At 69.9% G+C, this 19,367-nt stretch carries 16 protein-coding genes and 2 tRNA genes; 9 read left to right on the top strand and 9 right to left on the bottom strand.

Annotated features, from left to right (window positions below):
* Positions 1 to 8: 8 nt before the first annotated feature.
* From MXD64_RS11145 to MXD64_RS11130, 4 genes are all read right to left on the bottom strand, one after another.
* Positions 9 to 1,193: a glycosyltransferase family 4 protein gene (locus MXD64_RS11145; RefSeq protein ID WP_071251625.1), complete on the bottom strand. Its 1,185-nt coding sequence runs from the start codon at positions 1,191 to 1,193 to the stop codon at positions 9 to 11.
* A complete protein-coding gene (locus tag MXD64_RS11140) occupies positions 1,190 to 2,695 on the bottom strand; it encodes a lipopolysaccharide biosynthesis protein (RefSeq protein ID WP_017887125.1) in 1,506 nt (501 codons plus the stop codon). Before MXD64_RS11140 ends, MXD64_RS11145 begins: the two co-directional genes overlap by 4 nt.
* Entirely contained in the window at positions 2,692 to 3,612 is a 921-nt protein-coding gene (locus MXD64_RS11135; protein ID WP_259493901.1) for a beta-1,6-N-acetylglucosaminyltransferase, read from the bottom strand. Before MXD64_RS11135 ends, MXD64_RS11140 begins: the two co-directional genes overlap by 4 nt.
* A 113-nt stretch (positions 3,613 to 3,725) precedes the next feature.
* The gene (locus MXD64_RS11130; protein ID WP_263136433.1) at positions 3,726 to 3,953 is read right to left on the bottom strand and encodes a hypothetical protein; all 228 of its coding nucleotides are present in this window, start codon (positions 3,951 to 3,953) and stop codon (positions 3,726 to 3,728) included.
* Between the two features lie 182 nt (positions 3,954 to 4,135).
* Between MXD64_RS11130 and MXD64_RS11125 the strand changes: the two genes are divergently transcribed.
* Positions 4,136 to 5,428, top strand: a complete 1,293-nt coding sequence (locus tag MXD64_RS11125; protein ID WP_056069007.1) for a glycosyltransferase — start codon at positions 4,136 to 4,138, stop codon at positions 5,426 to 5,428.
* Positions 5,429 to 5,570: 142 nt separating this feature from the next.
* Here MXD64_RS11125 and MXD64_RS11120 read toward each other — a convergent pair whose 3' ends face one another.
* Positions 5,571 to 6,890 (bottom strand): glycosyltransferase, encoded by a 1,320-nt coding sequence (locus tag MXD64_RS11120; RefSeq protein WP_263136432.1) that lies wholly within the window; start codon positions 6,888 to 6,890, stop codon positions 5,571 to 5,573.
* Positions 6,891 to 7,181: 291 nt separating this feature from the next.
* Here MXD64_RS11120 and MXD64_RS11115 point away from each other — a divergent pair, with 291 nt between their 5' ends.
* The 8 genes from MXD64_RS11115 to MXD64_RS11080 all read left to right on the top strand — a co-directional run bounded on the left by MXD64_RS11115 (position 7,182) and on the right by MXD64_RS11080 (position 13,334).
* Positions 7,182 to 8,465: an ABC transporter substrate-binding protein gene (locus MXD64_RS11115; protein ID WP_040419670.1), complete on the top strand. Its 1,284-nt coding sequence runs from the start codon at positions 7,182 to 7,184 to the stop codon at positions 8,463 to 8,465.
* Positions 8,466 to 8,581: 116 nt separating this feature from the next.
* Complete coding sequence (locus MXD64_RS11110; protein WP_017887131.1) at positions 8,582 to 9,607, top strand: carbohydrate ABC transporter permease; 1,026 nt, start codon at positions 8,582 to 8,584, stop codon at positions 9,605 to 9,607.
* Between the two features lie 65 nt (positions 9,608 to 9,672).
* On the top strand, positions 9,673 to 10,515 hold the full coding sequence (locus MXD64_RS11105) for a carbohydrate ABC transporter permease (protein ID WP_051067388.1): 843 nt from the start codon (positions 9,673 to 9,675) through the stop codon (positions 10,513 to 10,515).
* 5 nt (positions 10,516 to 10,520) lie between these two features.
* Positions 10,521 to 10,979, top strand: a complete 459-nt coding sequence (locus MXD64_RS11100) for a hypothetical protein (RefSeq protein ID WP_017887133.1) — start codon at positions 10,521 to 10,523, stop codon at positions 10,977 to 10,979.
* Positions 10,980 to 11,000: 21 nt separating this feature from the next.
* Positions 11,001 to 12,008 (top strand): LacI family DNA-binding transcriptional regulator, encoded by a 1,008-nt coding sequence (locus MXD64_RS11095; protein ID WP_263136431.1) that lies wholly within the window; start codon positions 11,001 to 11,003, stop codon positions 12,006 to 12,008.
* 180 nt (positions 12,009 to 12,188) lie between these two features.
* Positions 12,189 to 12,824, top strand: coding sequence for an MBL fold metallo-hydrolase (locus MXD64_RS11090; protein WP_194590453.1), 636 nt, complete (start codon positions 12,189 to 12,191; stop codon positions 12,822 to 12,824).
* 325 nt (positions 12,825 to 13,149) lie between these two features.
* A tRNA-Glu gene (locus MXD64_RS11085) sits at positions 13,150 to 13,225 on the top strand.
* A 33-nt stretch (positions 13,226 to 13,258) separates the two neighbouring features.
* A tRNA-Glu gene (locus MXD64_RS11080) sits at positions 13,259 to 13,334 on the top strand.
* Between the two features lie 230 nt (positions 13,335 to 13,564).
* Here MXD64_RS11080 and MXD64_RS11075 read toward each other — a convergent pair.
* From MXD64_RS11075 to MXD64_RS11060, 4 genes are all read right to left on the bottom strand, one after another.
* Positions 13,565 to 15,256 (bottom strand): hypothetical protein, encoded by a 1,692-nt coding sequence (locus MXD64_RS11075; RefSeq protein ID WP_263136430.1) that lies wholly within the window; start codon positions 15,254 to 15,256, stop codon positions 13,565 to 13,567.
* On the bottom strand, positions 15,249 to 16,235 hold the full coding sequence (locus MXD64_RS11070; protein ID WP_263136429.1) for a hypothetical protein: 987 nt from the start codon (positions 16,233 to 16,235) through the stop codon (positions 15,249 to 15,251). The genes MXD64_RS11075 and MXD64_RS11070 overlap by 8 nt, the downstream gene beginning before the upstream one ends.
* A 285-nt stretch (positions 16,236 to 16,520) precedes the next feature.
* Positions 16,521 to 16,901, bottom strand: a complete 381-nt coding sequence (locus MXD64_RS11065; RefSeq protein ID WP_263136428.1) for a hypothetical protein — start codon at positions 16,899 to 16,901, stop codon at positions 16,521 to 16,523.
* A gap of 315 nt (positions 16,902 to 17,216) precedes the next feature.
* On the bottom strand, positions 17,217 to 18,134 hold the full coding sequence (locus MXD64_RS11060; protein ID WP_263136427.1) for a metallophosphoesterase family protein: 918 nt from the start codon (positions 18,132 to 18,134) through the stop codon (positions 17,217 to 17,219).
* Positions 18,135 to 19,367 lie beyond the last annotated feature (1,233 nt).

The raw sequence follows: 19,367 nt of genomic DNA, 5'->3' as shown, positions 1-19,367 counted from the left end.
GTCGACGCTCAGTGCTCCGCGTGGTCGCGGAGTGCCTGCAGCAGCGCCGCGACGTGACGGTCACGGCCGTGGTGGTCCCGTACCCAGGCTCGGCAGCGGTCCGCCAGGCCTGGCTCGGTGCCGCTCGCGTGCAGTGCCTCGATCAGCGTGTCGGCGAGCGCGTCGGTGTCGGTCGGTTCGACGGTGAACCGGGCCCACTCGCCGCGCAGGATCTCGGCGGTGCCGCCCGATGCGGCCGCGACGACGGGGCGGCCGGTCGACATCGCCTCGACGACGACGCGGCCGTAGCCCTCCGGTTCGATGGAGGGCGCCACCACGACGTCGGCGGCGTGCAGCACGGGGACGACGTCGTCGCGCTCCGGCACCACGATGACGGACCCCGGTGGCAGCGCCGCGATCGCGCGGCGCACCGCGGGGGCGTCGGCGGCGGAGAGCGCTCCGGCGAGGACGAGCACCGGGGCCGGGGCGGGCGGTGTGCCGTGCCCGACGAGGACGCGGGTCGACGCGTGGACGCGCCCCCAGGCCTCCAGGAGGGCGAGCACGCCCTTCGAACGCGTGAGGCGACCGTAGTGGAGCACCACGGGGCGGTCGTCGTCGATGCCGAGCGCCGCACGGGCGCGGCGGGTGCTGGCGGGCGTGGCCAGCGGGAAGGCCGAGGTGTCGACGCCGTTCGGCACCGCGTCGATGCGGTCGGCCGGTGCCCCGGCTGCCGTCCAGGCCCGCGCCATCGCGGTGGAGACCGCGAAGAACCGCGTCCGGCCCCCCGCGAACGGCCCGAGGCGGCGGTAGTTCGGGGCGTGGTGCAGGTGCACCGCGAGGGGGACGCCGGACACGAACGACACGACGCGGCCCCACGGCAGGAACTCCGGCCGGTTCAGCCAGAGGACGTCGGGGCGGGACCGGCGGAGGCGGAGGCCCTCGCCGACGAAGCGCAGCAGGTCCCGCGGTGCGGTCCGCACCGAGAAGGAGTAGTCCCGTGCTGGGCGGAGCCGGACACCGAGACGGTCGAAGGGCGCACGGCCGTCGTCCGGGCGACCGGTCGGCGCAGGGCGGTGCCAGACCTCGACGTCGTGCCCAGCGGACACGAGCTCGCCGACGTCCTCGAGGACGCAGCGCTCGACGCCGCCGGTGATGGTGAGCCCGTTCGTGGCGACGACGACACGGAGTGTGCGGTGGGCGGTGGGACTGGTCATGCCGAGCCTCCGCGGGCGAGTTGCAGTCGACGGAAGAACCAGGGCATGCAGGCGACGACACCGACGACCCTGACGATGTTCCAGGTGAGGTCCTGCGGTGCCAGCAGCGACGCCGCGGCGAGCACCAGGGCGATGCCGACGGCCAGCAGCACCCGGCGTCCGGGCCCCCGCCACTCGCGGCGGTCCGGGAGCGCCGCCTGCTGCAGGACGGCGAGGATCCCGTAGGCGATCACGGTCGCGATGCCGGCGCCGACGATGCCGGTCAGCGGCACGAGCACCAGGTTTGCGGCGATGTTGACGACACCGGCGACCGCACCGATCACTCCCACGGTCACGCCGCGGCGCTCCACCAGCAGCAGTCGGCCGGTGGCGCCGCTCGCGACCACGGGGAACGCGGTCAGGGCGACCACGAACACGACGACGGTGAGCGACTCGACGCGGTACGAGGCCGGCGCGAGGATCGGCAGGGCCACGGGCGACACGAGCGTCACGGCGAGGAGCACGGGGGCGAGGAGCACGTAGAGCTCGTCGCGGGCGTGCATCGCGAGCCGACGACGGGCGACGGCGTCGCGGAGGGCGGCGAAGTGCGGCGCCCACGCCTGGTTCGTGAAGGTCAGCAGCAGGATGACCGCGGACCCGACGACGTAGGCGATCTGGTAGCGGGCGACCTCGTCGGCACCGAGCAGGCGCTGCACGACGAGCCGGTCGCCGGCGTTCAGGACGAAGTACGACAGGCTGCCGAGCGCGATCGGGACGCCCAGCCGGAAGGCGCGAGCGGTGGTGCGGTGGTCGAACAGGCCACGGAACCGGGGCCTGGTCGCGACGATGCCGATGACCATCGCGACGCCCTGGGCGACGACGCCGCCCCAGGCGTAGGTGGTGGCGTCGGCGTGCACGGCGGCCAGCAGCCCGAGGCCGATGACCGACCCGCCGACCGACGACAGCAGGCTCGTCACCGCGAAGACCCGGATGCGGTCCTGTGCCACCAGCAGGGCGAGGGAGAGCTGCACGATCGCGGCGGGCCCGGTCCACAGGACGGCCACCAGGAGCAGCGGGTGCTGGTCGACGAAGCCCGCGGCGTCCCCCCACAGCGGGATCGAGACGAGTGCGAACACCGTGACGGTGACGGCGGTGACCATGCCGACGAACAGCAGGCCGCGCGCCCGTCGGTCGTCGCCGTCCTCGGCCCGCTGCAGCACCGCCGCCTGGTCGATGCCGCACACCGCGACGACCACGAGCGCCTGGTAGAGCGCGATCGCCGAGGCCAGCACACCGAACTCGGCCGGTGGCATCAGGTGCGCCAGCACGGGCGAGATGAGCGAACTCACGACGAGCTGCATCGACCACACCACGACGTAGAGCAGGCCGCGTCCGAACAGCACCGACGAGCCGCGGGCCACCGCCGTCGAACCGGTGTCCGTGGAGAGCGCTCCGGGCGAGGCGGGCTGCTCGACGGCGGCCTCGGCTGCACGGGCCTCGCGTCGGGTCTGGGGGACGGTCACCGCGACACCACCGCCGGTTCGTCGTCGCGTCGGGCACCGGTGCGCAGCCCGAACGCGGCGTCGACGACGTCGAGCAGGTCGCCGCTGCGTTCCGTCGAGAACTTGCGGGCGAACAGGAACGGGGCGGACTGGTCGGCCGAGGCACGGCGTTCCAGCACCCGTCCGGCGTCCTCGATCCCGAGCCACGGCGGGCTCTTCTGCTTCGTGCCGTCCCACCCGATCCACCACAGCGGGTGCGCGACGTGGGCGTCGGCGAAGTCGGGGGTGAACGCGGGGGTCAGCAACACCGACGGCACGAAGGTCTCGTCACCGATCCACACACGCTCCCAGAAGGTCACCAGGTCCGGCCGGCCGTCGACCACGTCGACGACGCCCTGCGCATGGTGCCGCGCCAGGACCTTGAGCTGCGAGCCACCGCCGAACACGACGCCGCGCGGCGCCCTGCGGGGGATCGGCAGGCGCAGCATGTGCTTCCGCCACGCCCAGTGCCGGAAACGCACGCGGGAACGGCCACCGTCACGACCCCACGCGGGGTGCGGGAGCGGCTGCACGTCGACGAACGACCGACCGGGGTTCGCCGCCATGACCGCGGCGATCTCCGCGGCACCGGCCAACGGGTAGTCGCTGCCGGTCAGCACGGCCACGTGCGTCGCGTCGGTCTCCGCGAGGGCAGCACGGTAGCCTGCGACCTCGGCCGCGACGTTCTCCCACTTCGCCCAGCCGGTGCGCATCCGGGGCAGCACGCGGACCCGCTCGGGCAGGTCGGCCGTCATCGCTGCGAACGCGTCGTCGTCGGTGCTCGCGTCGCAGTGCAGGAACACCGGGAACGGGTCGAGCGCCGCCACGAGCCGACGGACGTGCGTCGGGTCCTCGTGGGCGAGGACGATGCACGCGAGCGGCGTGGGGGAGATGGCCATGTCCGCGACGCTAAGCGGGCCCGGGAACCCCGACAAGGCCGGTCAGGGGCGGGTGCGGGGGAACGGCGGTTTCCCGCAGACCGGCCGCTCGGACCGATCGGACGCGGGGCCGGTCAGCGGCTGCGGCGGAACTTCGGGCAGTCGCAGAGGGCGCAGTCGGTGCCGGGACGGTAGTGCTCGTGCGCCCCTTCGGCGTGCCCGCAGCTCGAGCAGCCGGACTCGGTCGCGTCGTCGTCGGCCACGAGCGTGAGGAGACCCCCCGAGGTCTCGGGCACCAGGTGCAACTGCGGCCGCGGACGCCTGGTCGGGCCGGGCCGGGCCGTCGTGCGAGCCTGGGGCATTCGTCCTCCTCGTGCTCGGCGGGCAGCCGGTGCGCACCGGGGCGATCGCCCGGCGTGTTCGCCACTCTACTGGCGGCAAACCGCAGGCTCCCCGCATCCTCCGAGCAACGCCGTTGACCCCCTGTCGTCGGCCGGTGACCATGGCCAGGTCCACCCGATGAGAGCGGCCCGACGGGACGAGCATGACCGACCACACCACCACCGCGGCCCGAGCCCTGACACTCGAGCCCGCGATGCCCTCGACCCACGCCCCCACCTGGGCCGGAGCCGCCTGGGTCGGTGCCGTCGACCGGTCCGCCGCGCTCGCCGCGGACACCGTCCAGCTGGCCGGCGCCACCGGCTTCCGCCGGGCACGCCTGATGGTCCGCGACGGCGACGACGTCGCCGGGTTCGTGGACGTGCGCGTCGACGAGGGCGGGGCGGTGGACCCGGCCGAGCTCGGACCCGTCCTGCGCCGACTGCCGGCACCGGGCCCCGCGGTCGACGCGCCCGCATCCGGCGCACGCGTCTCGGTCGTCATCGGCACGCGCGAACGCGCCGCGTCACTCGACCGCGCCGTCCGGTCCGTCCTGGCGTCGGCGTACGACGACTTCGAGGTGTTCGTCGTCGACAACGCGCCGGTCACGACCGGGACGCGCGACGTCGTCGCCGCGCTCGGTGACCCGCGGGTGCACTACGTCCTCGAGCCCCGCGCCGGAGTCTCGCGTGCCCGCAACGCCGGCCTCGCGCTCGCGTCCGGCACGGTCGTCGCCTTCATCGACGACGACGTCGTCGCCGACCCGCGCTGGATGGCCGCCATCGCCGCCGCCTACGAGCGGGACAGCGACGTCTGGTGCGTCACCGGACTGGTACCGAGCGGCGAGCTCCGCACCCCCACGCAGCGCTACTTCGACGAGCGGGTCACCTGGGCCCGGAACCTCGAGCGCCGGGTCCTCCGCACGGCGAGCCCTCCGGTCGACGAACCCCTGTTCCCGTTCACCGTCGGGGCCTTCGGCACGGGGGCCAACATGTCCGTGCGCCGCGACGCGGTCCGCCAGCTCGGCGGCTTCGACGTCGCCCTCGGCCCCGGCACCCGGGCCCGGGCCGGCGAGGACCCCGACCTGTTCACCCGGGTCCTGCTCGCCGGTGGGGCGCTCGCCGTGGAGCCCTCGGCCGTCGTGTGGCACGAACACCGGAAGGACCGTGCCGCTCTGCGGTCGCAGGCCATCGGTTACGGCACGGGCCTCGGCGCGTGGGTGACGAAGCTCGTCCTGCGGCCGTCGACCGCGTTCGCGGTGCTGCGGCGGGCGGCCGGGGCGGTGCGGCGGCTCGGTGCCCTGGGGCAGGGAGCGGACGATCGCCCGGTCGACGCGATCGGCGGCTGGCCCGTGGACGCCGAGTTCACCGAGGCGACGCGCGGGCTGAAGCGCGCTGAACTCGTGGCCGCGCTGGGCGGGCCGTGGCGGTACCTGGCCGGGCGGCTGACCGCGCGCTGAGGCGCGGGCACGCCGGCACCGGCTTTGCGACAGAGCACGCGTCGATCGACGCGTGCTCTGTCGCGTTCCGCGTGCGCGGCAGAACGGACGGGAGGCCCGTGGCGACGCTGCCACGGGCCTCCCGTTCCGCGCGGGGGACCGGCTAGGGCCGGAACCGTCCCGCCTCGACGTCGCGCCAGCGACGACGGCTCCGGAACCAGGCGGCCGGACCCGCGGGGAAGCCGCGCAGCTCGTGGTACGCCAGGGTCTTCGGGATGCGTGTGGTCGAGGCCTCGTTCGTGACCTCGGTGGCGGCGTCGCGGCGCCCGGCCAGACGGGACACCATCTGCTTCGACTTGACCTTCGCGGCGAGCGGCATCAGGCGGGCGAGGACGGCGACGTGCCGCTTGTCCTTCGCGGCGAGCGCGAACATCAGCGCGGTGAACCCGACGCCGTTGCCGTGCAGCTGCTTGTGCAGGTCCTCGATGGTCTGCCGGTGCCGGTGGTGCACGACCGCGCGGGGTTCGAAGCCGATCCTCCCGCCGCGCCAGAGCGTCTCGACGAACATCGCCAGGTCCTCACCGCCGCGGGCGGGGGAGCCGGCGCCGAGCGTGGGGTCGAAGCCACCGACGGTGTCGATCAGGGTGCGTCGGTAGGCCATGTTCGCGCCGGCGCCGTACGCCCCGATGCCGTAGACGGCGAAGCGCTTGAGCACCTGGCCCGACGGGGTGAGGGCACGGACGCGGGCGTGCCGCATGGTGCCGGGGACGTCCTCGGGGACGATCGTGACGGGCGAGAAGGTGCGCTCGGCGCTGAACCCGCCGTAGTACGCCTCGTACCAGATCTGCGCGGGGGTGGTCAGCTCGCTCGGCAGGATCACGCCGGTGACGGCCTGCAGGTCCGGCTCGCTGACGAACCGCGAACCGATCGCGCGGAGCCACTGCGGGTCGACGCGGACGTCGTCGTCGGTGAAGGCGATCACGTCGCCGGTCGCGGCGGCGACACCGGCGTTGCGACCGGCGGACAGGCCCGGGCGACGTTCCTCGACCAGGCGGACGTCCCGCCCGGCCAGCATCGCGGGCAGCGCGTCACCGGCGGGGACGCGCACCCGGTTGTCGACGAGGATGACCTCGTGCCGCGGGTAGTCCAGGTGCTCGAGGACGTCGAGCAGCTTGCCGAGGTCCTCGACGCGGTCGACGACGGTGGACACCACGACCGAGATGGTCGGCAGGTCCTCGTCGGCCACGACGGGGACGTCGGCCAGCACGGTCTCCTGCAGGGCCTCGAGCGCGCGGGCCGCGTCGGCGGGGTCGTCGGTGAGCAGCACGTCGAGCGTGCCGGTGGGGTGGCCGCCGCGGTAGCCGATCACCATGGCGGACTCGCTGGTCTCGTCGGCGACGAGCCGGGGGAGCGGGGCGTCGAGGTCGACGCCGATCACCCGGCGCGGTGCGGGCACGGTGGCGGCGGTGGAGGGGATGGCCATGTGCGGGACGCTACGACGGCCCGGAGCGGCCGACAACGGGAGATCGGCGCAGTGGCGGGGTTCGTGCGGGGTTCCGCACGGCGCGTGTGCCCCGGACGAGGGTGAGCGCTCACCCAGGAAGACACGGGAAGCTCATGGGTCACGCTCAGGTCACGGATCCGATGCAACCGGTTGCGCTCCGGTCGGACCGGGCGTAGCTTCCTCCTCCAGCAGGCAGTGTCGCCTGCTCCAGGGCAGCGGTGTCGTGCTCCGACCGAGCCGTCCTGGTGATCTCAACGAGGAGACAACGCTGTGAAGACAACACGCGCCAGGGTGCGGTTCGCGTCCGTTGCGGGGGTCGCGGTCATCGGGCTCGTGCTCACCGGATGCTCGAGCGGCAGTTCGGCGGACGACGACGCCAAGAGCGGCCAGGACAGCCGCGGACCCATCACCTACGTGCAGGGCAAGGACAACTCGAACGTCGTCCGCCCGCTGATCGCGAAGTGGAACAAGGCCCACCCGGACGAGAAGGTCACCTTCAAGGAACAGTCCGACCAGGCCGACCAGCAGCACGACGACCTGGTGCAGCACTTCCAGGCCAAGGACGAGAACTACGACGTCGTCGACGTGGACGTCGTCTGGACCGCCGAGTTCGCCGCGAAGAAGTGGCTCACGCCGCTCACCGGCGAGATGAAGCTCGACACCTCGAAGCTCCTGCCGTCGACGGTGAAGACCGCGACCTACAACGACACCCTCTACGCCGCGCCGCAGACCTCGGACGGCGCGCTGCTCTACTACCGCAAGGACCTCGTCAAGACGCCTCCCACCACGTGGAAGGAGATGATGGACGACTGCACGATCGCGAAGGCCGCCGGCATCGGTTGCTACGCGGGGCAGTTCGCGAAGTACGAGGGCCTCACCGTCAACGCGTCCGAGGCGATCAACGGCTCCGGCGGTTCGGTGCTCGGCAGCGACGGTGCTCCCGACGTCGACACCGACAAGGCGAAGGCCGGTCTGCAGAACCTGGTCGACGCGTTCCAGGACGGGAACATCCCGGCCGAGGCGATCACCTACCAGGAGGAGCAGGGCCGCACCGCGTTCGAGGACGGCAAGCTGCTGTTCCTGCGCAACTGGCCCTACGTCTACAGCCTCGCCAAGACCGACGGCTCGTCGAAGGTCAAGGACACCTTCGGCATCGCGCCGATCCCCGGTGCCGACGGCGTCGGAGCCTCGACGCTCGGTGGGCACAACGCGGCCATCAGCGTGTACTCGAAGCACAAGGCGACGGCGCACGACTTCCTCGAGTTCCTGACCTCGGACGAGACGCAGAAGTTCTTCGCGACCCAGGGCTCGCTCGCACCGGTCGTCGGTGACCTCTACACGGACCCCGAGCTGACGAAGCAGCTGCCCTACCTGCCGACGCTGCTCAAGTCGATCGAGTCGGCGGAGCCGCGCCCGGTCACGCCGTTCTACCCGGCCGTCACGAAGGCGATCCAGGACAACACCTACGCGGCGCTCAAGGGGTCGAAGTCGGTCGACGAAGCCATGAAGGACATGCAGGACGCCCTCAAGGCCGCGACCGACAGCGGGAGCTAGCGGCCGCACCGCGGCTTCCGCCGCACCTTCCGGACAGGAGGCCCGTGGCGGGTCCGCCACGGGCCTCCCCTCCGTCCCCACTTGCGTTCCGACACCCCCGGCAAGGAGGCCGACACGTGTCAGCAGCAACCGAGATCCCCGCAGCCGTCCCGAACCCGACGGGCACGGAACCGAAGCCCCAGCGGCGCAAGGGCGGGCTCAACGCCGAGCACGGCCGGTGGGCCGTGTACCTCATCGGCCCGACGATCGTGCTCCTGGCGGTCGTCATCGGGTACCCCGTGGTCAGCGCGGTCATCCAGTCGTTCCAGCTCGACCAGGGCCTCGACAAGGCGACCGGTCTGTTCGTCGAGGGCGGCTTCGCCGGCGTCACGAACTACGTGCACTGGCTCGGCCAGCGGTGCGGGGACGTCGCGTGCCCACCCGGCAACCTCGGCTCCCAGTTCTGGGTCGCCTTCGGGAACACGTTCTTCTTCACGATCGTGACCGTGGTCCTCGAGACCGTCATCGGTCTGTGGATGGCGATCATCATGAACCGCAACTTCAGGGGCCGCGCCCTCGTCCGCGCCGCCATCCTGGTGCCGTGGGCGATCCCGACCGCCGTCACCGCGAAGCTCTGGTACTTCATCTTCGACGCGAACGGCGTGCTCAACCACGTGATCGGGCACCAGGTCCTCTGGTTCTCCGACGAGTGGGCGTCACGGTTCGCCATCGTCATCGCCGACACCTGGAAGACGACGCCGTTCATGGCGCTGCTGATCCTCGCGGGCCTGCAGCTCATCCCCGAGGACGTCTACGAGGCGGGGAAGATGGACGGCGCTTCGACGCTCCAACGCTTCTTCCTCATCACGCTGCCGCTCGTCCGGCCGGCCCTGATGGTCGCCATCCTGTTCCGCGTCCTCGATGCCCTGCGCATCTACGACCTCATCGCGATCATGACCGGCGGTGGTGGTGGTTCCGGGAACGCGACCGTGTCGCTGTCCGTGCTGGTCGTCGACCAGATCCGGCAGGGGTTCAACGCCGCATCCGCCCTGTCCACCATCACGTTCCTCATCGTCTTCATCGTCGCGTTCGTCTTCGTCCGGTTCCTCGGCGCGAACGTCGTGCAGACGCAGGCAGCCCAGCAGAAGGGTGAACTCAAGTGACCCTCGCAGCAGATCGTCCCCGCCGCACCACCGCGACCCGCGACCGGGCGACGGACCGTCCCGACGTGCGGGTCCGACGCGAGACGGGCCCGAAGCTCCGGACCGCCGTGCAGGCCGTCGTCATCGCCGTCTGGTGCCTCCTGCCGTTCTACTGGATGGTGGTCACGAGCTTCCGCGAGGTCGGGTACACGTTCGACGCCACCCCGTGGTTCACCCACGTGACCCTCGACAACTACGCGACCGCGTTCTCGACGGCACTGGGCAACCACCTCGGCAGAGCCCTCCTGAACAGCGTGTTCATCGGCGTCGCGGTGACCGTCATCGCCCTGCTCGTCGGCACCACGGCGGCGTACGCGCTGGCCCGGCTCGAGTTCCGCGGCAAGTCGTTCATCGCCGGTGCGATCCTGGCCGCGTCGATGTTCCCCGGTGTCGCCCTCATCTCGCCGCTGTTCCAGCTGTTCACCGACATCGGCTGGATGGGGTCGTACCAGGCACTCATCCTGCCGAGCATCTCGTTCGTGCTGCCCTTGACCGTGTACACGCTCGCGTCGTTCTTCCGCGAGATGCCGTGGGACCTCGAAGAGGCTGCCCGCATCGACGGGTGCACCCGGGTGCAGGCGTTCCGGCGGATCATCCTGCCGCTCGCGGCGCCCGCGGTGTTCACCACGGCGATCCTGGCGTTCATCTCGAGCTGGAACGAGTACCTCATCTCGTCGCAGCTCTCGAGCGACGCGACACAGCCGGTGACCGTGGCGATCGCCTCGTTCGCCGGGTCGCAGCCGCACCAGGAGCCCTACACGGCGGTGATGGCCGCCGGCACGATCGTCACGATACCGCTCGTGGTCCTCGTGTTGATCTTCCAGCGGCGCATCGTGGCGGGGCTCACCGCCGGCGGCGTGAAGGGCTGACGGCCATGGCCCAGCGCGGACCCACCCGTCCCACCGCCCACATCGAGGAATCCATCGGCTTCGTCGGCATGTTCGGCGTGCTGTTCCTCGGCGTCACGGTGTTCTGCGAGCTCACCGGGCGACCGGCACTCGGCTGGGCGCTCACCCTGCTGGTGTGCGTGCTCGGTGTCGTCGCCCTCGACCGCTGGCGGGTGCGGGTGCTCCGCCGGCACGCCGAGGTCGACGGTGTCGGTGCCACTCCCGCCATCGCTGGGTTCCGCACCGCGCGCGGCGACGACCACCGGCGTCGGCCACGACCCTCCGCGGACGGGCGGGTGCACCGGCACAGCGGGTGGGACGAGCTCGCACCAGCCGGTCGTCGAGCGCCGCACGGCGCCCGTCGAGCCGCAGCGGCCGTCGCGCACGCAACCCCCGGCACTGCGGCCGACCGACCGGCGGACGTGACGCACGGGACGGACGGCTGACGGGCCTCCCGGGTCGCACCGATGGGGATCCAGGAGATCGCGACCGTCACGGGGCTGTCGAAGTCCACGGTGTCGCGGGCGCTCCGCGGCATGTCGAACGTGGCCGACACCACGATCGACGAGGTGCGCCGGGTCGCCGACGAACTCGGGTACGTCCCGAGTTCGGCGGCGGCCGGCCTCGCCACCGGGCGTCAGCGCGCCGTCGGGGTGGTCGTGCCCGTCCTCGACCGCTGGTTCTACGTCAAGGCACTCGGCGGTGTCGACGCGGAGCTCCGCCAGGCCGGGTACGACCTGGTCCTCTACAACCTCGGCGGCCCGGGCGGCGACCGCGACCGGGCGTTCCGGCGCTCGATGCTGCGCCACCGCGTCGACGGCCTCGTGCTGCTCTCCCTGGTGCTCGACGCCACCGAACGGGCCGAGCTCGAACTCAGCCGGCACCCCATGGTCGTCATCGGCGGCCCCGCACCGGGCCTGCGGAACGTGGGCGTCGACGACCGCGAGGTCACCCGGATCGCCGTCGAGCACCTGCACGGCCTCGGCCACCGGCGGATCGCCTACGTGGGCGGCCAGGACGAGGCCGGCCTGAACGTCGCCGTGCCGCACCTGCGACGGGACGGGTTCCTCGACGCGATGCGGTCGGCGGGGTCCGCGGTGCCGGAACGGTGGTCCCTGGACGGCCGGTTCTCGTTCGCCGGTGGGACCGCCGCCGGGGCCGTGCTGTTCGCCGAGCCGGCGACCGCGCGACCGACGGCGGTGCTCTGCGCCTCGGACGAGATGGCCCTCGGCGTCCTGCTGGCCGCCCACCGAGCCGGCCTCGCAGTACCCGAAGCCGTGTCCGTGATGGGGATCGACGGCCACGAGTTCGGTGCCACCGTCGGACTCACCACCGTCGCGCAGGACCCGGTCGCCCAGGGGCGGACCGCGGCGCGGGCGGTGCTCGCCGAGGTCGACGGCGGTGTGGCCGGCCCGATCGCGGCGGCACCGGCGCACCTGGTCGCCCGCGCGTCGACGGGGCCGCCGCCGGGGTGAGGTCGGCGGCGCGTGGGTGGCGTGGGCGTGGGCGGCGTAGGCGTGGGCGTGGGCGTGATCGACTCGGAACGACGTTCCCGATGTCTCACGACAACGGCGATGTCGTTCCGAGCCGACGCAGCCCCCGCGGCCCTCCCTCGCTCGGCTCGGCTCGGCTCGGCTCGGCGTAGCCTCGCCCGCATGGAGGTCACGAAACTCGAACACGCCTGCCAGATCATCACCGAGGGCAACACCCGCCTGGTGCTCGACCCGGGCAACTTCACCCGCCCGGTCGACGTCACGGGTGTCGTCGCCGTCGTCGTGACCCACGAGCACCCGGACCACGTCACGCCCGAACAGCTGCACCGGATCCTCGCCGCCGACCCCGATGCCGTGGTGTTCGGCCCCGAAGGCGTCCGCGCGGCGCTCGCCGACTCCGGCATCGCGGTCGAGGTCGTGACCGACGGCGACCACCGCACCGTCGGCCCGTTCGAGCTCTCCTTCCACGGCACCCGACACCAGCTCATCCACTCCTCGGTGCCGATCGTCGACAACACCGGCGTGCTCGTGAACGGCCGGCTGTTCCACCCGGGAGACTCGTACACGGACCCGGGCGTCCCCGTCGAGGTCCTCGCAGCGCCCGTCGGGGCACCGTGGCTCAAGGTCGGCGAGATGATGGACGCCGTCGCCGCGATCGCGCCGTCCCGCGCGTACCCGATCCACGAGGCCACGCTCTCCGACATCGGCTACGACATGCACACGGGGCGGCTGCGCGAGGCCGTCGAACCCGCGGGGTCGCTCGTCGTGCTGCGGCCGGGGGAGTCGCTCACGATCTGACCGCGCGGGCGGACGGGAGGCCCGTGGCGGGCCCGCCCCGCGCCTCCCGTCCGAGGGGCGGTCGCGTCCACGGCCGCGCGACCGATGCGTGCGCATGTTGCGACAGACTGCGCGTCGTTCGACGGGTGTTTCGTCGATCGATGCGCACGCAACGGATGCGTGTGCATGTTGCGACAGAACGCGCGTCGTTCGACCGGTGTTCCGTCGGAATCTGCACGTGCAGCGAGCGCCGTATGCCGGGCGCAGCACGACGGCGCACCCGGGCGACACGCCCCGTTTTGGTGCGGATGCAGGGCTTGTGCAATACTTGTCGAGTTGTCGGAACGGCCCCATCGTATAGCGGCCTAGTACGCTGCCCTCTCACGGCGGTAACGCGGGTTCGAATCCCGCTGGGGTCACCACAGGTGACATGCTCCGAGTCCGACAACAGCCGCGGCCCCATCGTATAGCGGCCTAGTACGCTGCCCTCTCACGGCGGTAACGCGGGTTCGAATCCCGCTGGGGTCACCAGGAGTGATTGTCAAAACTCGACAGTCAGGACGTCAAAACTCCCGCTAGGCACTCGCCTAGCGGGAGTTTTGCGGTTTCTGGACACCCGGCTCGGTGTGGCGATGGCGGGCGAGGCGCTTTCTCGGGCTGCGATGGGCGCTGATCACGTCGCAGGACGTGAAGAAGCCCTGCGCGGAGTGTTTCCGGGCAGGGCTGTTTGTGCTGGTGTGCGGGTGGTCGGGTGTCGTGGCCTACGCGGCGCGGGGTAGCGGCTGCTCTTCTGGTGGTGGTTCGTCTACTTCGACGTCGTCGAGCTTGGGGGCTACCGTGCGGCTTGGGATGTAGTCGGGGAGGGCGCCGTCCAGTGGAGCGAAGGGGTCATGGATGGCGTAGCCGTCGCGGATGATGCGGATGTTGACGGCGCCGATAAGGATGGCGATGGCGATGCTGTTGCGGTTCTTGCCGAAGATGCGGGTGAAGTAGCGGCCGAGTTTGCCGCGGTGGGTCTTGAGTTCTGCGTGGAAGGACTCGACGGCGACGCGCCGGAAGTAGCTCTTGGCGTGTTCGGCCGTCCCGTAGGTCGGCTGTTGGAGTTCGCGCCATGCGATGTCGGGCCGAGATTCCCACGTGTTGGGGTCGATGGTGAAGGTGCCGTCGCAGCCGCATTTTGTGCCGCGGCGGCAGTTGGTTGTGGGGCGGTTGAGGCTGCCGCGCATGGACTCGGGGTGGTTGACGCAGCGGACTTGTCCGGTCCATGCGGGGCCGCGCATGCGGTACTTGCCGTTCGCTTTGTGTGAGAAGGGACGGTACTCGTACGGGCGTCGTTCTTCGTACCGTTTGCTGAGGGCGACTTTCGCTTCCATGGTGGAGCGCCAGTTGCGGGTGGGGAGGTCGCGGAGTTCTTCGGGGAGGGCATCGGAGTAGAACGCGCCGTCGATCTGGAGCGTGCCGGGTACGGGGCCGGATTCGACGCGGCGTTGCCTTGGGTGAAGGTCGAACTGTTGTCTGATGCCTCGCGCGTGGAGCTTGGAGCCCCAATTCTCGTATCGGTGGTAGGTGTAACCGCGGTCTGCGAGCAGCATGTCGGGTCGGACGGCGAGCTGGTCGATGAGTGTGAGGCCGCCGGCTGCGCGATTGCTGCCTGCTGGGGTGAGGACCGCGCCGAGGGCGACGTGGGGGACGATGGGGCCGTCGAGTTCGCGGGTGAGGACGGCGTCGTGAACTTCGTGTCCGAGGTACATGCCGCTGCTGCCGACTCCGTTGTTGACGGTTCTGTGACCTTCTCGTGCGGTGGGGTCGAGTGAGTGCTGGAGACGTTCGTCCGGGCCGAGTCGGGGGAGTCCGTACTTGTTGTTGACGTACTCGCGTCGGGTTTTCTGGGATGCTTTGGCGTCGGCTGGGATGTTGTCCTGGTCGACGTCGGCGAGTTTGACTTGGGATTGGCGTCGAGCCCAGGTCTCATGGTCGACGCCGTCGATGGCGACGGTGCGGGGCGTGGGCAGCCAGTCGGGGAGTGCGGCTTGGATGAGACGGTTGCTGAACGCGTCGATGGTCATGGTAGACATCAGTTCGCCGGTGCGTTGGTTCACGCAGAGGCCAGTGTGCTCGTCAAACAGACCACCGATGCGTTGCAGTGCGCGTTGCAGGGTGCGGTAGTCCTGCCGTTTGCCGGGGAGGAGCAGGTTGAGTCGTTGGCCATGGGTGAGACTGTCCGCCCATTCGTCGAGGTCGGCGAGGACGAATTCCGCGGTCCGGTTCGCGAGGAGGTACGCGCAGTAGGTGTAGAGCACCGCCCGCCAGCTGAGGGTGAGGGGCCGGCCGGTGCGCTTGACGAGGTGCTGGTTGAGGAAGGGAACAAGGCCGCTGCGATCAACCCATTTGATGGCGAGGCGGATCGCTGACGTTGTAGACAGGGGCTGGCGGCGATTCTGCGCGTTAGCCATGGCGGCCCGCCATCAGAGCGTTGGTGGCATTCGTGTCGTGGCGGTTGAGGAGTGGCAGCAGTTCACCGAGTTGTGAGGCTGTGGTGAGGCCGGCGGCGTCCATGAAGTCGGCGAAAGGGATGCCGTCATCGAGGACTGCGACCATCCACGTGTAGCGGAGTCGGTGGCTCGACAGCTTGGGCATCCAGTGGGGTTTGCGGATGCCGTGTAGATGCACTTCGAGTGGGCTCTTGCCGTCGGGGTCGACGTTCGCGCCGAGCAGCCATGTGTCGCCGGCATCGCGGGCGAGTTCGACCAGCGGTGCCGCAAACTGGTCGCGGACGGTGACGATGCGGGGGTGTTTCCCGCCGACACGGACACGCACGTACCCGTCGTCTTCAATGACATCGACACCGCGGACGCGGACAACGTCGGATGGGGAGACGCCTGCGCCGGCGCAGAGGTAGATCATCCCGAGGACGGAACGTTGCCGCCGTTGGAAGGGCTGTTCGCGTCCGGCGCGCAGCAGCAGCTCGACGTCCCGTTCCGTGTACGGGACGGGGATGGCGTGGCGGCCCATTCGCTTCGGAGGGGGAGACCATGGCGCCCGTCGGGTGTTCGCGGCTGCGATCTTTCCGATGACGGACCGTCGGGTGGTGCGGCTGGTCTGGGACAGGTGCCTCATACCGTGGAGTGCGTAGCGTTCGACGGTGTCCGGGTGGAAGAGAACTTCCGTGTCGAGGGACACGTGCGACTCAACAGCCCAACGGACGAATGCTTCGAGTGCGAGGACTTGGTTCTGGCCGGACAGCGGGGACTCGGAGGCAACCTTCGCTGCCGCGGCGCGGATGAACTCGGCGTGCTGACGCCAGAACGCGGCGCGCTTCTTCTCCGGGTGCCATGCGTTGATCGCGTCGAGGCCGGTGCGGCAGAGCACACCGTTGATCCGGCGTGCGACGGGTTGCCGCGTGACCGATGCGCCCTGCTTCCGGGCGCTCATGCGGTACCCAGCCCTGGTGCCCTCTTCGTGGCATTCGGGGCTCGGGTATGACGGGCGATGGCGGTGCGGTGAAATGGGCGCGCTGAAGTGTTCGCCGAGCGTTGCCAGCGGAGCGTGCGACCGCTACGATGGTGATAGATCCCGTTCCAGGACCTTTGAAAGCCTCTCTCGACACCATGGGCGGTAACCCAGTCGGAGAGGCTTTCGCATGCCCGCCTCCGACACAGTCGTTGAGGTTGTTGTTTCGCGCACCCCGCACAATGGCGGGTGGTCATGGGTTCGTGGTTATCCCTTCGTCGGTTCGTACTGGGCAGGTCCGACCCGGACGACGAGGCCCTGGCGGACAAGCTTGTAGAGGGCGCGGTGGATCTGGTCCGTTTGCAGCGCGTCGCCGAATCGGGCGCGCAGCGTCGCGGTGATCTGCTGGGGAGTGCGAACGCCGTCCTCAACGGCCTGCGCGACTTCGTTGGCGAGGTTTTGAACGCCTGCCGCTCGGAGGGCGTGCCGGGACCGGGGTGCTGCGCCCGGAATGGCATCGCGAACCTGCACCCAGTCGATTTCGAAGGGGTAGGCGCCAGCGGATGCGCAGCGCTCCTGTTCCTCCGCGAGAAGAACTACCTGTTCGCGGGTCAGCCGTTCTGTGGCCGCTTGCAGCGTCGTCGTCACCGGCGTGACTCCCTTCAGCCTCGTAAGGTCGTTAGGGAGATCATCGTGGCGTTGACAACGGGTGCAAAATGTGTACTGTATGCCGGAACTGACCGTTCCCGCGCGTCCTGAGGGGCGTCAAGCGCCCCGATCGGCTTGCTGCTGCGGATCGAGCGATCGATTGAAAGCCGGCACGATTTGCCAAAAAATTTCTTCTAGCTGCTCCGCCTCAGGCTGACTTGCCCCACGCCCGCTGTCAAATTTCAGGCCGACGTGAGGTGGACCGCTGCTCGGCGTGGCACTCGCGGGCGTCGGACGGCGGAGAGCTACTAGCGTCTAGAGGTCGTCCAGCCACGTCACGCCGAGATCGGCGAGGGTGAGGATGGCAACATGTCGGGGCTGGCGGACCAGGTTCAGGCTGTGGACCACTCGGCCGTCAGACCGCACAGCCGACCCCGCAACGTGCATGTGCCCATGAAACGTCAGCCCAGGCTGGAGCGCACTCCACAGACGCGTGACCCTCGCCCGGGAGATGCGTGACCGGTGCCGCCGGTGTGCGGTGAAGGTTGAAGGAGCCCTGATGGCGTCCTCGACTGCTCCGATTCCAGCGTTCACCGCCTCGTGCGTGAGCAGCACGTCCGTGGATCCGCCACTTATGGCATGGTCGATGTCTGCCTCGGTCGGTGTCTCGTATGGGCCGCCGTCTCGTTCGAGGGATGCGGCACCACCCATGCACAGGTAGGAATGGTTTGCGAGTTGGAACCGCTTGCCGCGGGGCGCAAGCCAGATGCGTTGTCCGGCGCGGAGGAATCGGTCGGGGTGGGCACTGAACTCAGTGTGTAGACGTTCCCACCAGTCGTGGTTGCCAGGAATCACGATAACGCGGTCGATGTCGTTCGCTTGAAGTTCTTGGTCGAGTCTCTGCACGAAGTTCTGACCCTGGAGGCGGCTCCGCTTCGCAGGTGCAATTGGCGGTCGCCATTGCAGGTCGCCGAGCTGCACGATGGTGCGGATGTCCGGCGCCGCTGCTTTCAGGCGGCGGAGCAAGGGAAATACGGTGCGATCCTGCGATTCCCAATCCCCGGCGACGGCGATGCGTGTCTCACCCGCCACGCTCAGGTCGTGAGAGGGCAGACCATCGGCCGTTGGCCACACGTCGCGTTCTGCGGGCGTCAGCGTGTCAGGCAGTGGAAGCGCTCGGGCACGGCGGAGCTGCTGATCCCACCTCTCAAGTTCGGTCTCGCTGTATGTCATCCCGCGGTTATCGCCTTCGCCGGGCCCTCTCGAATCGCGCGCGCTTCGTCTTCGCTCATCCGCGTCATCGCCAGGTCGCCTCTCATCTTGCGCTAGACTCTAAGGTAGTGACGAAAGCAACCTCAATGCTCATCAGCAAGCTTGAAGAAAAGTGCGACAAGAATACGCGCAGTCACCACCTCGGCGAACCGTCACGTCAATATCATGCATTGTTCCCGACTCAGCGAGTAAAGTACGCATCTAGCCGCGAGTGATTCCAGCGAGACGTTCTTGTGCGTATTCTTCCGCTCATGGACGCCACCGCCCGACACAGCATCCTTCGCTTCTGCGCGGCGCAACACGGCCTGGTGGTCGCGGCGCAGATCGCGGCACACCATGGCACCAGATCCACGAAACAGACCCTTCGCAGGATGACTTCGACGGGCGACCTACACCCGGTTCTACCGGGTGTATGGGCGCACGCTGCAGTGGTAACCAGCGTCTCGCCGATCAAGGAAGCGGAAGCCCTCTGGCTCCTCACCGACCCGGCAAGGACGCTCACGGAACGGTGGGTGAAACACCAACATGAACCAGCGCCGACGCCGGTGCTGGGCGGCGGACCGGCCTACGATCGGTGGGGCTTCGGCTACGCGCCGATCGACACGGTCCTCTCCATCCCTCCTGGTGTGAGCCTGCCGACAGTCACGTCTGACTTCGTGTCGCTTCAGCCTGACGTGATCACGCCCCCGGAGGACACGGTGTGGCGATTCGGTGACTTCCCGTATCGATCCGTTGAGGCATCCCTCGTCGATGGTCTGAGGCAAGGCCTCGACCAGGACGTCGTCGCATCGCTCCTCCGTGACGCTATTTGGACGCATCATCCATTGAACGGGGCCCGACTTGACACGCACCTCGCTCAGCTCGCGGAGGAAGACGGTCTCGACGCTTCCGAGGGTCGGCGCCTACGCGATGACCTCATAGCTGCCGCTGGCGGATGGGTGGCGCAGGCTGGCGGGAGCTGCGCGCCCGCCAGGTGCGGACGGTGCTGGCGCCAACTTGAAGCGTCAAGTGAGGGTCGCTGCCGCTGTTTCCGGGCGTGACGACCCTGACGGAGCTGGGGGCTACCGCCGCAACTCAAATGCTCGTCACTCATTGCGTTGTCCGCGTAGCCGCACCCACTCAACAGCTCGTGTCGGGGGCGTTGGTCACAGCGGTACTTGCCCTGGAAGGGATGGCCGAAGCAGCTCGTCAGGA

Origin of the sequence: Curtobacterium sp. Arg-1 (genome assembly GCF_025643395.1) — a bacterium.
In the GTDB taxonomy this organism is placed as follows: Bacteria; Actinomycetota; Actinomycetes; order Actinomycetales; family Microbacteriaceae; genus Curtobacterium; species Curtobacterium poinsettiae.
Note: the sequence above shows the minus strand (reverse complement) of the source record. Positions and strands in the feature narration are given on the sequence as shown.

Coding starts and splice junctions, on each gene's coding strand:
- MXD64_RS11130 (WP_263136433.1), bottom strand. CDS start 3,953: ATGCCCCAGGCTCGCACGACGGCCCGGCCCGGCCCGACCAGGCGTCCG.
- MXD64_RS11125 (WP_056069007.1), top strand. CDS start 4,136: ATGACCGACCACACCACCACCGCGGCCCGAGCCCTGACACTCGAGCCC.
- MXD64_RS11135 (WP_259493901.1), bottom strand. CDS start 3,612: ATGGCCATCTCCCCCACGCCGCTCGCGTGCATCGTCCTCGCCCACGAG.
- MXD64_RS11090 (WP_194590453.1), top strand. CDS start 12,189: ATGGAGGTCACGAAACTCGAACACGCCTGCCAGATCATCACCGAGGGC.
- MXD64_RS11095 (WP_263136431.1), top strand. CDS start 11,001: ATGGGGATCCAGGAGATCGCGACCGTCACGGGGCTGTCGAAGTCCACG.
- MXD64_RS11100 (WP_017887133.1), top strand. CDS start 10,521: ATGGCCCAGCGCGGACCCACCCGTCCCACCGCCCACATCGAGGAATCC.
- MXD64_RS11075 (WP_263136430.1), bottom strand. CDS start 15,256: ATGGCTAACGCGCAGAATCGCCGCCAGCCCCTGTCTACAACGTCAGCG.
- MXD64_RS11120 (WP_263136432.1), bottom strand. CDS start 6,890: ATGGCCATCCCCTCCACCGCCGCCACCGTGCCCGCACCGCGCCGGGTG.
- MXD64_RS11060 (WP_263136427.1), bottom strand. CDS start 18,134: ATGACATACAGCGAGACCGAACTTGAGAGGTGGGATCAGCAGCTCCGC.
- MXD64_RS11145 (WP_071251625.1), bottom strand. CDS start 1,193: ATGACCAGTCCCACCGCCCACCGCACACTCCGTGTCGTCGTCGCCACG.
- MXD64_RS11070 (WP_263136429.1), bottom strand. CDS start 16,235: ATGAGCGCCCGGAAGCAGGGCGCATCGGTCACGCGGCAACCCGTCGCA.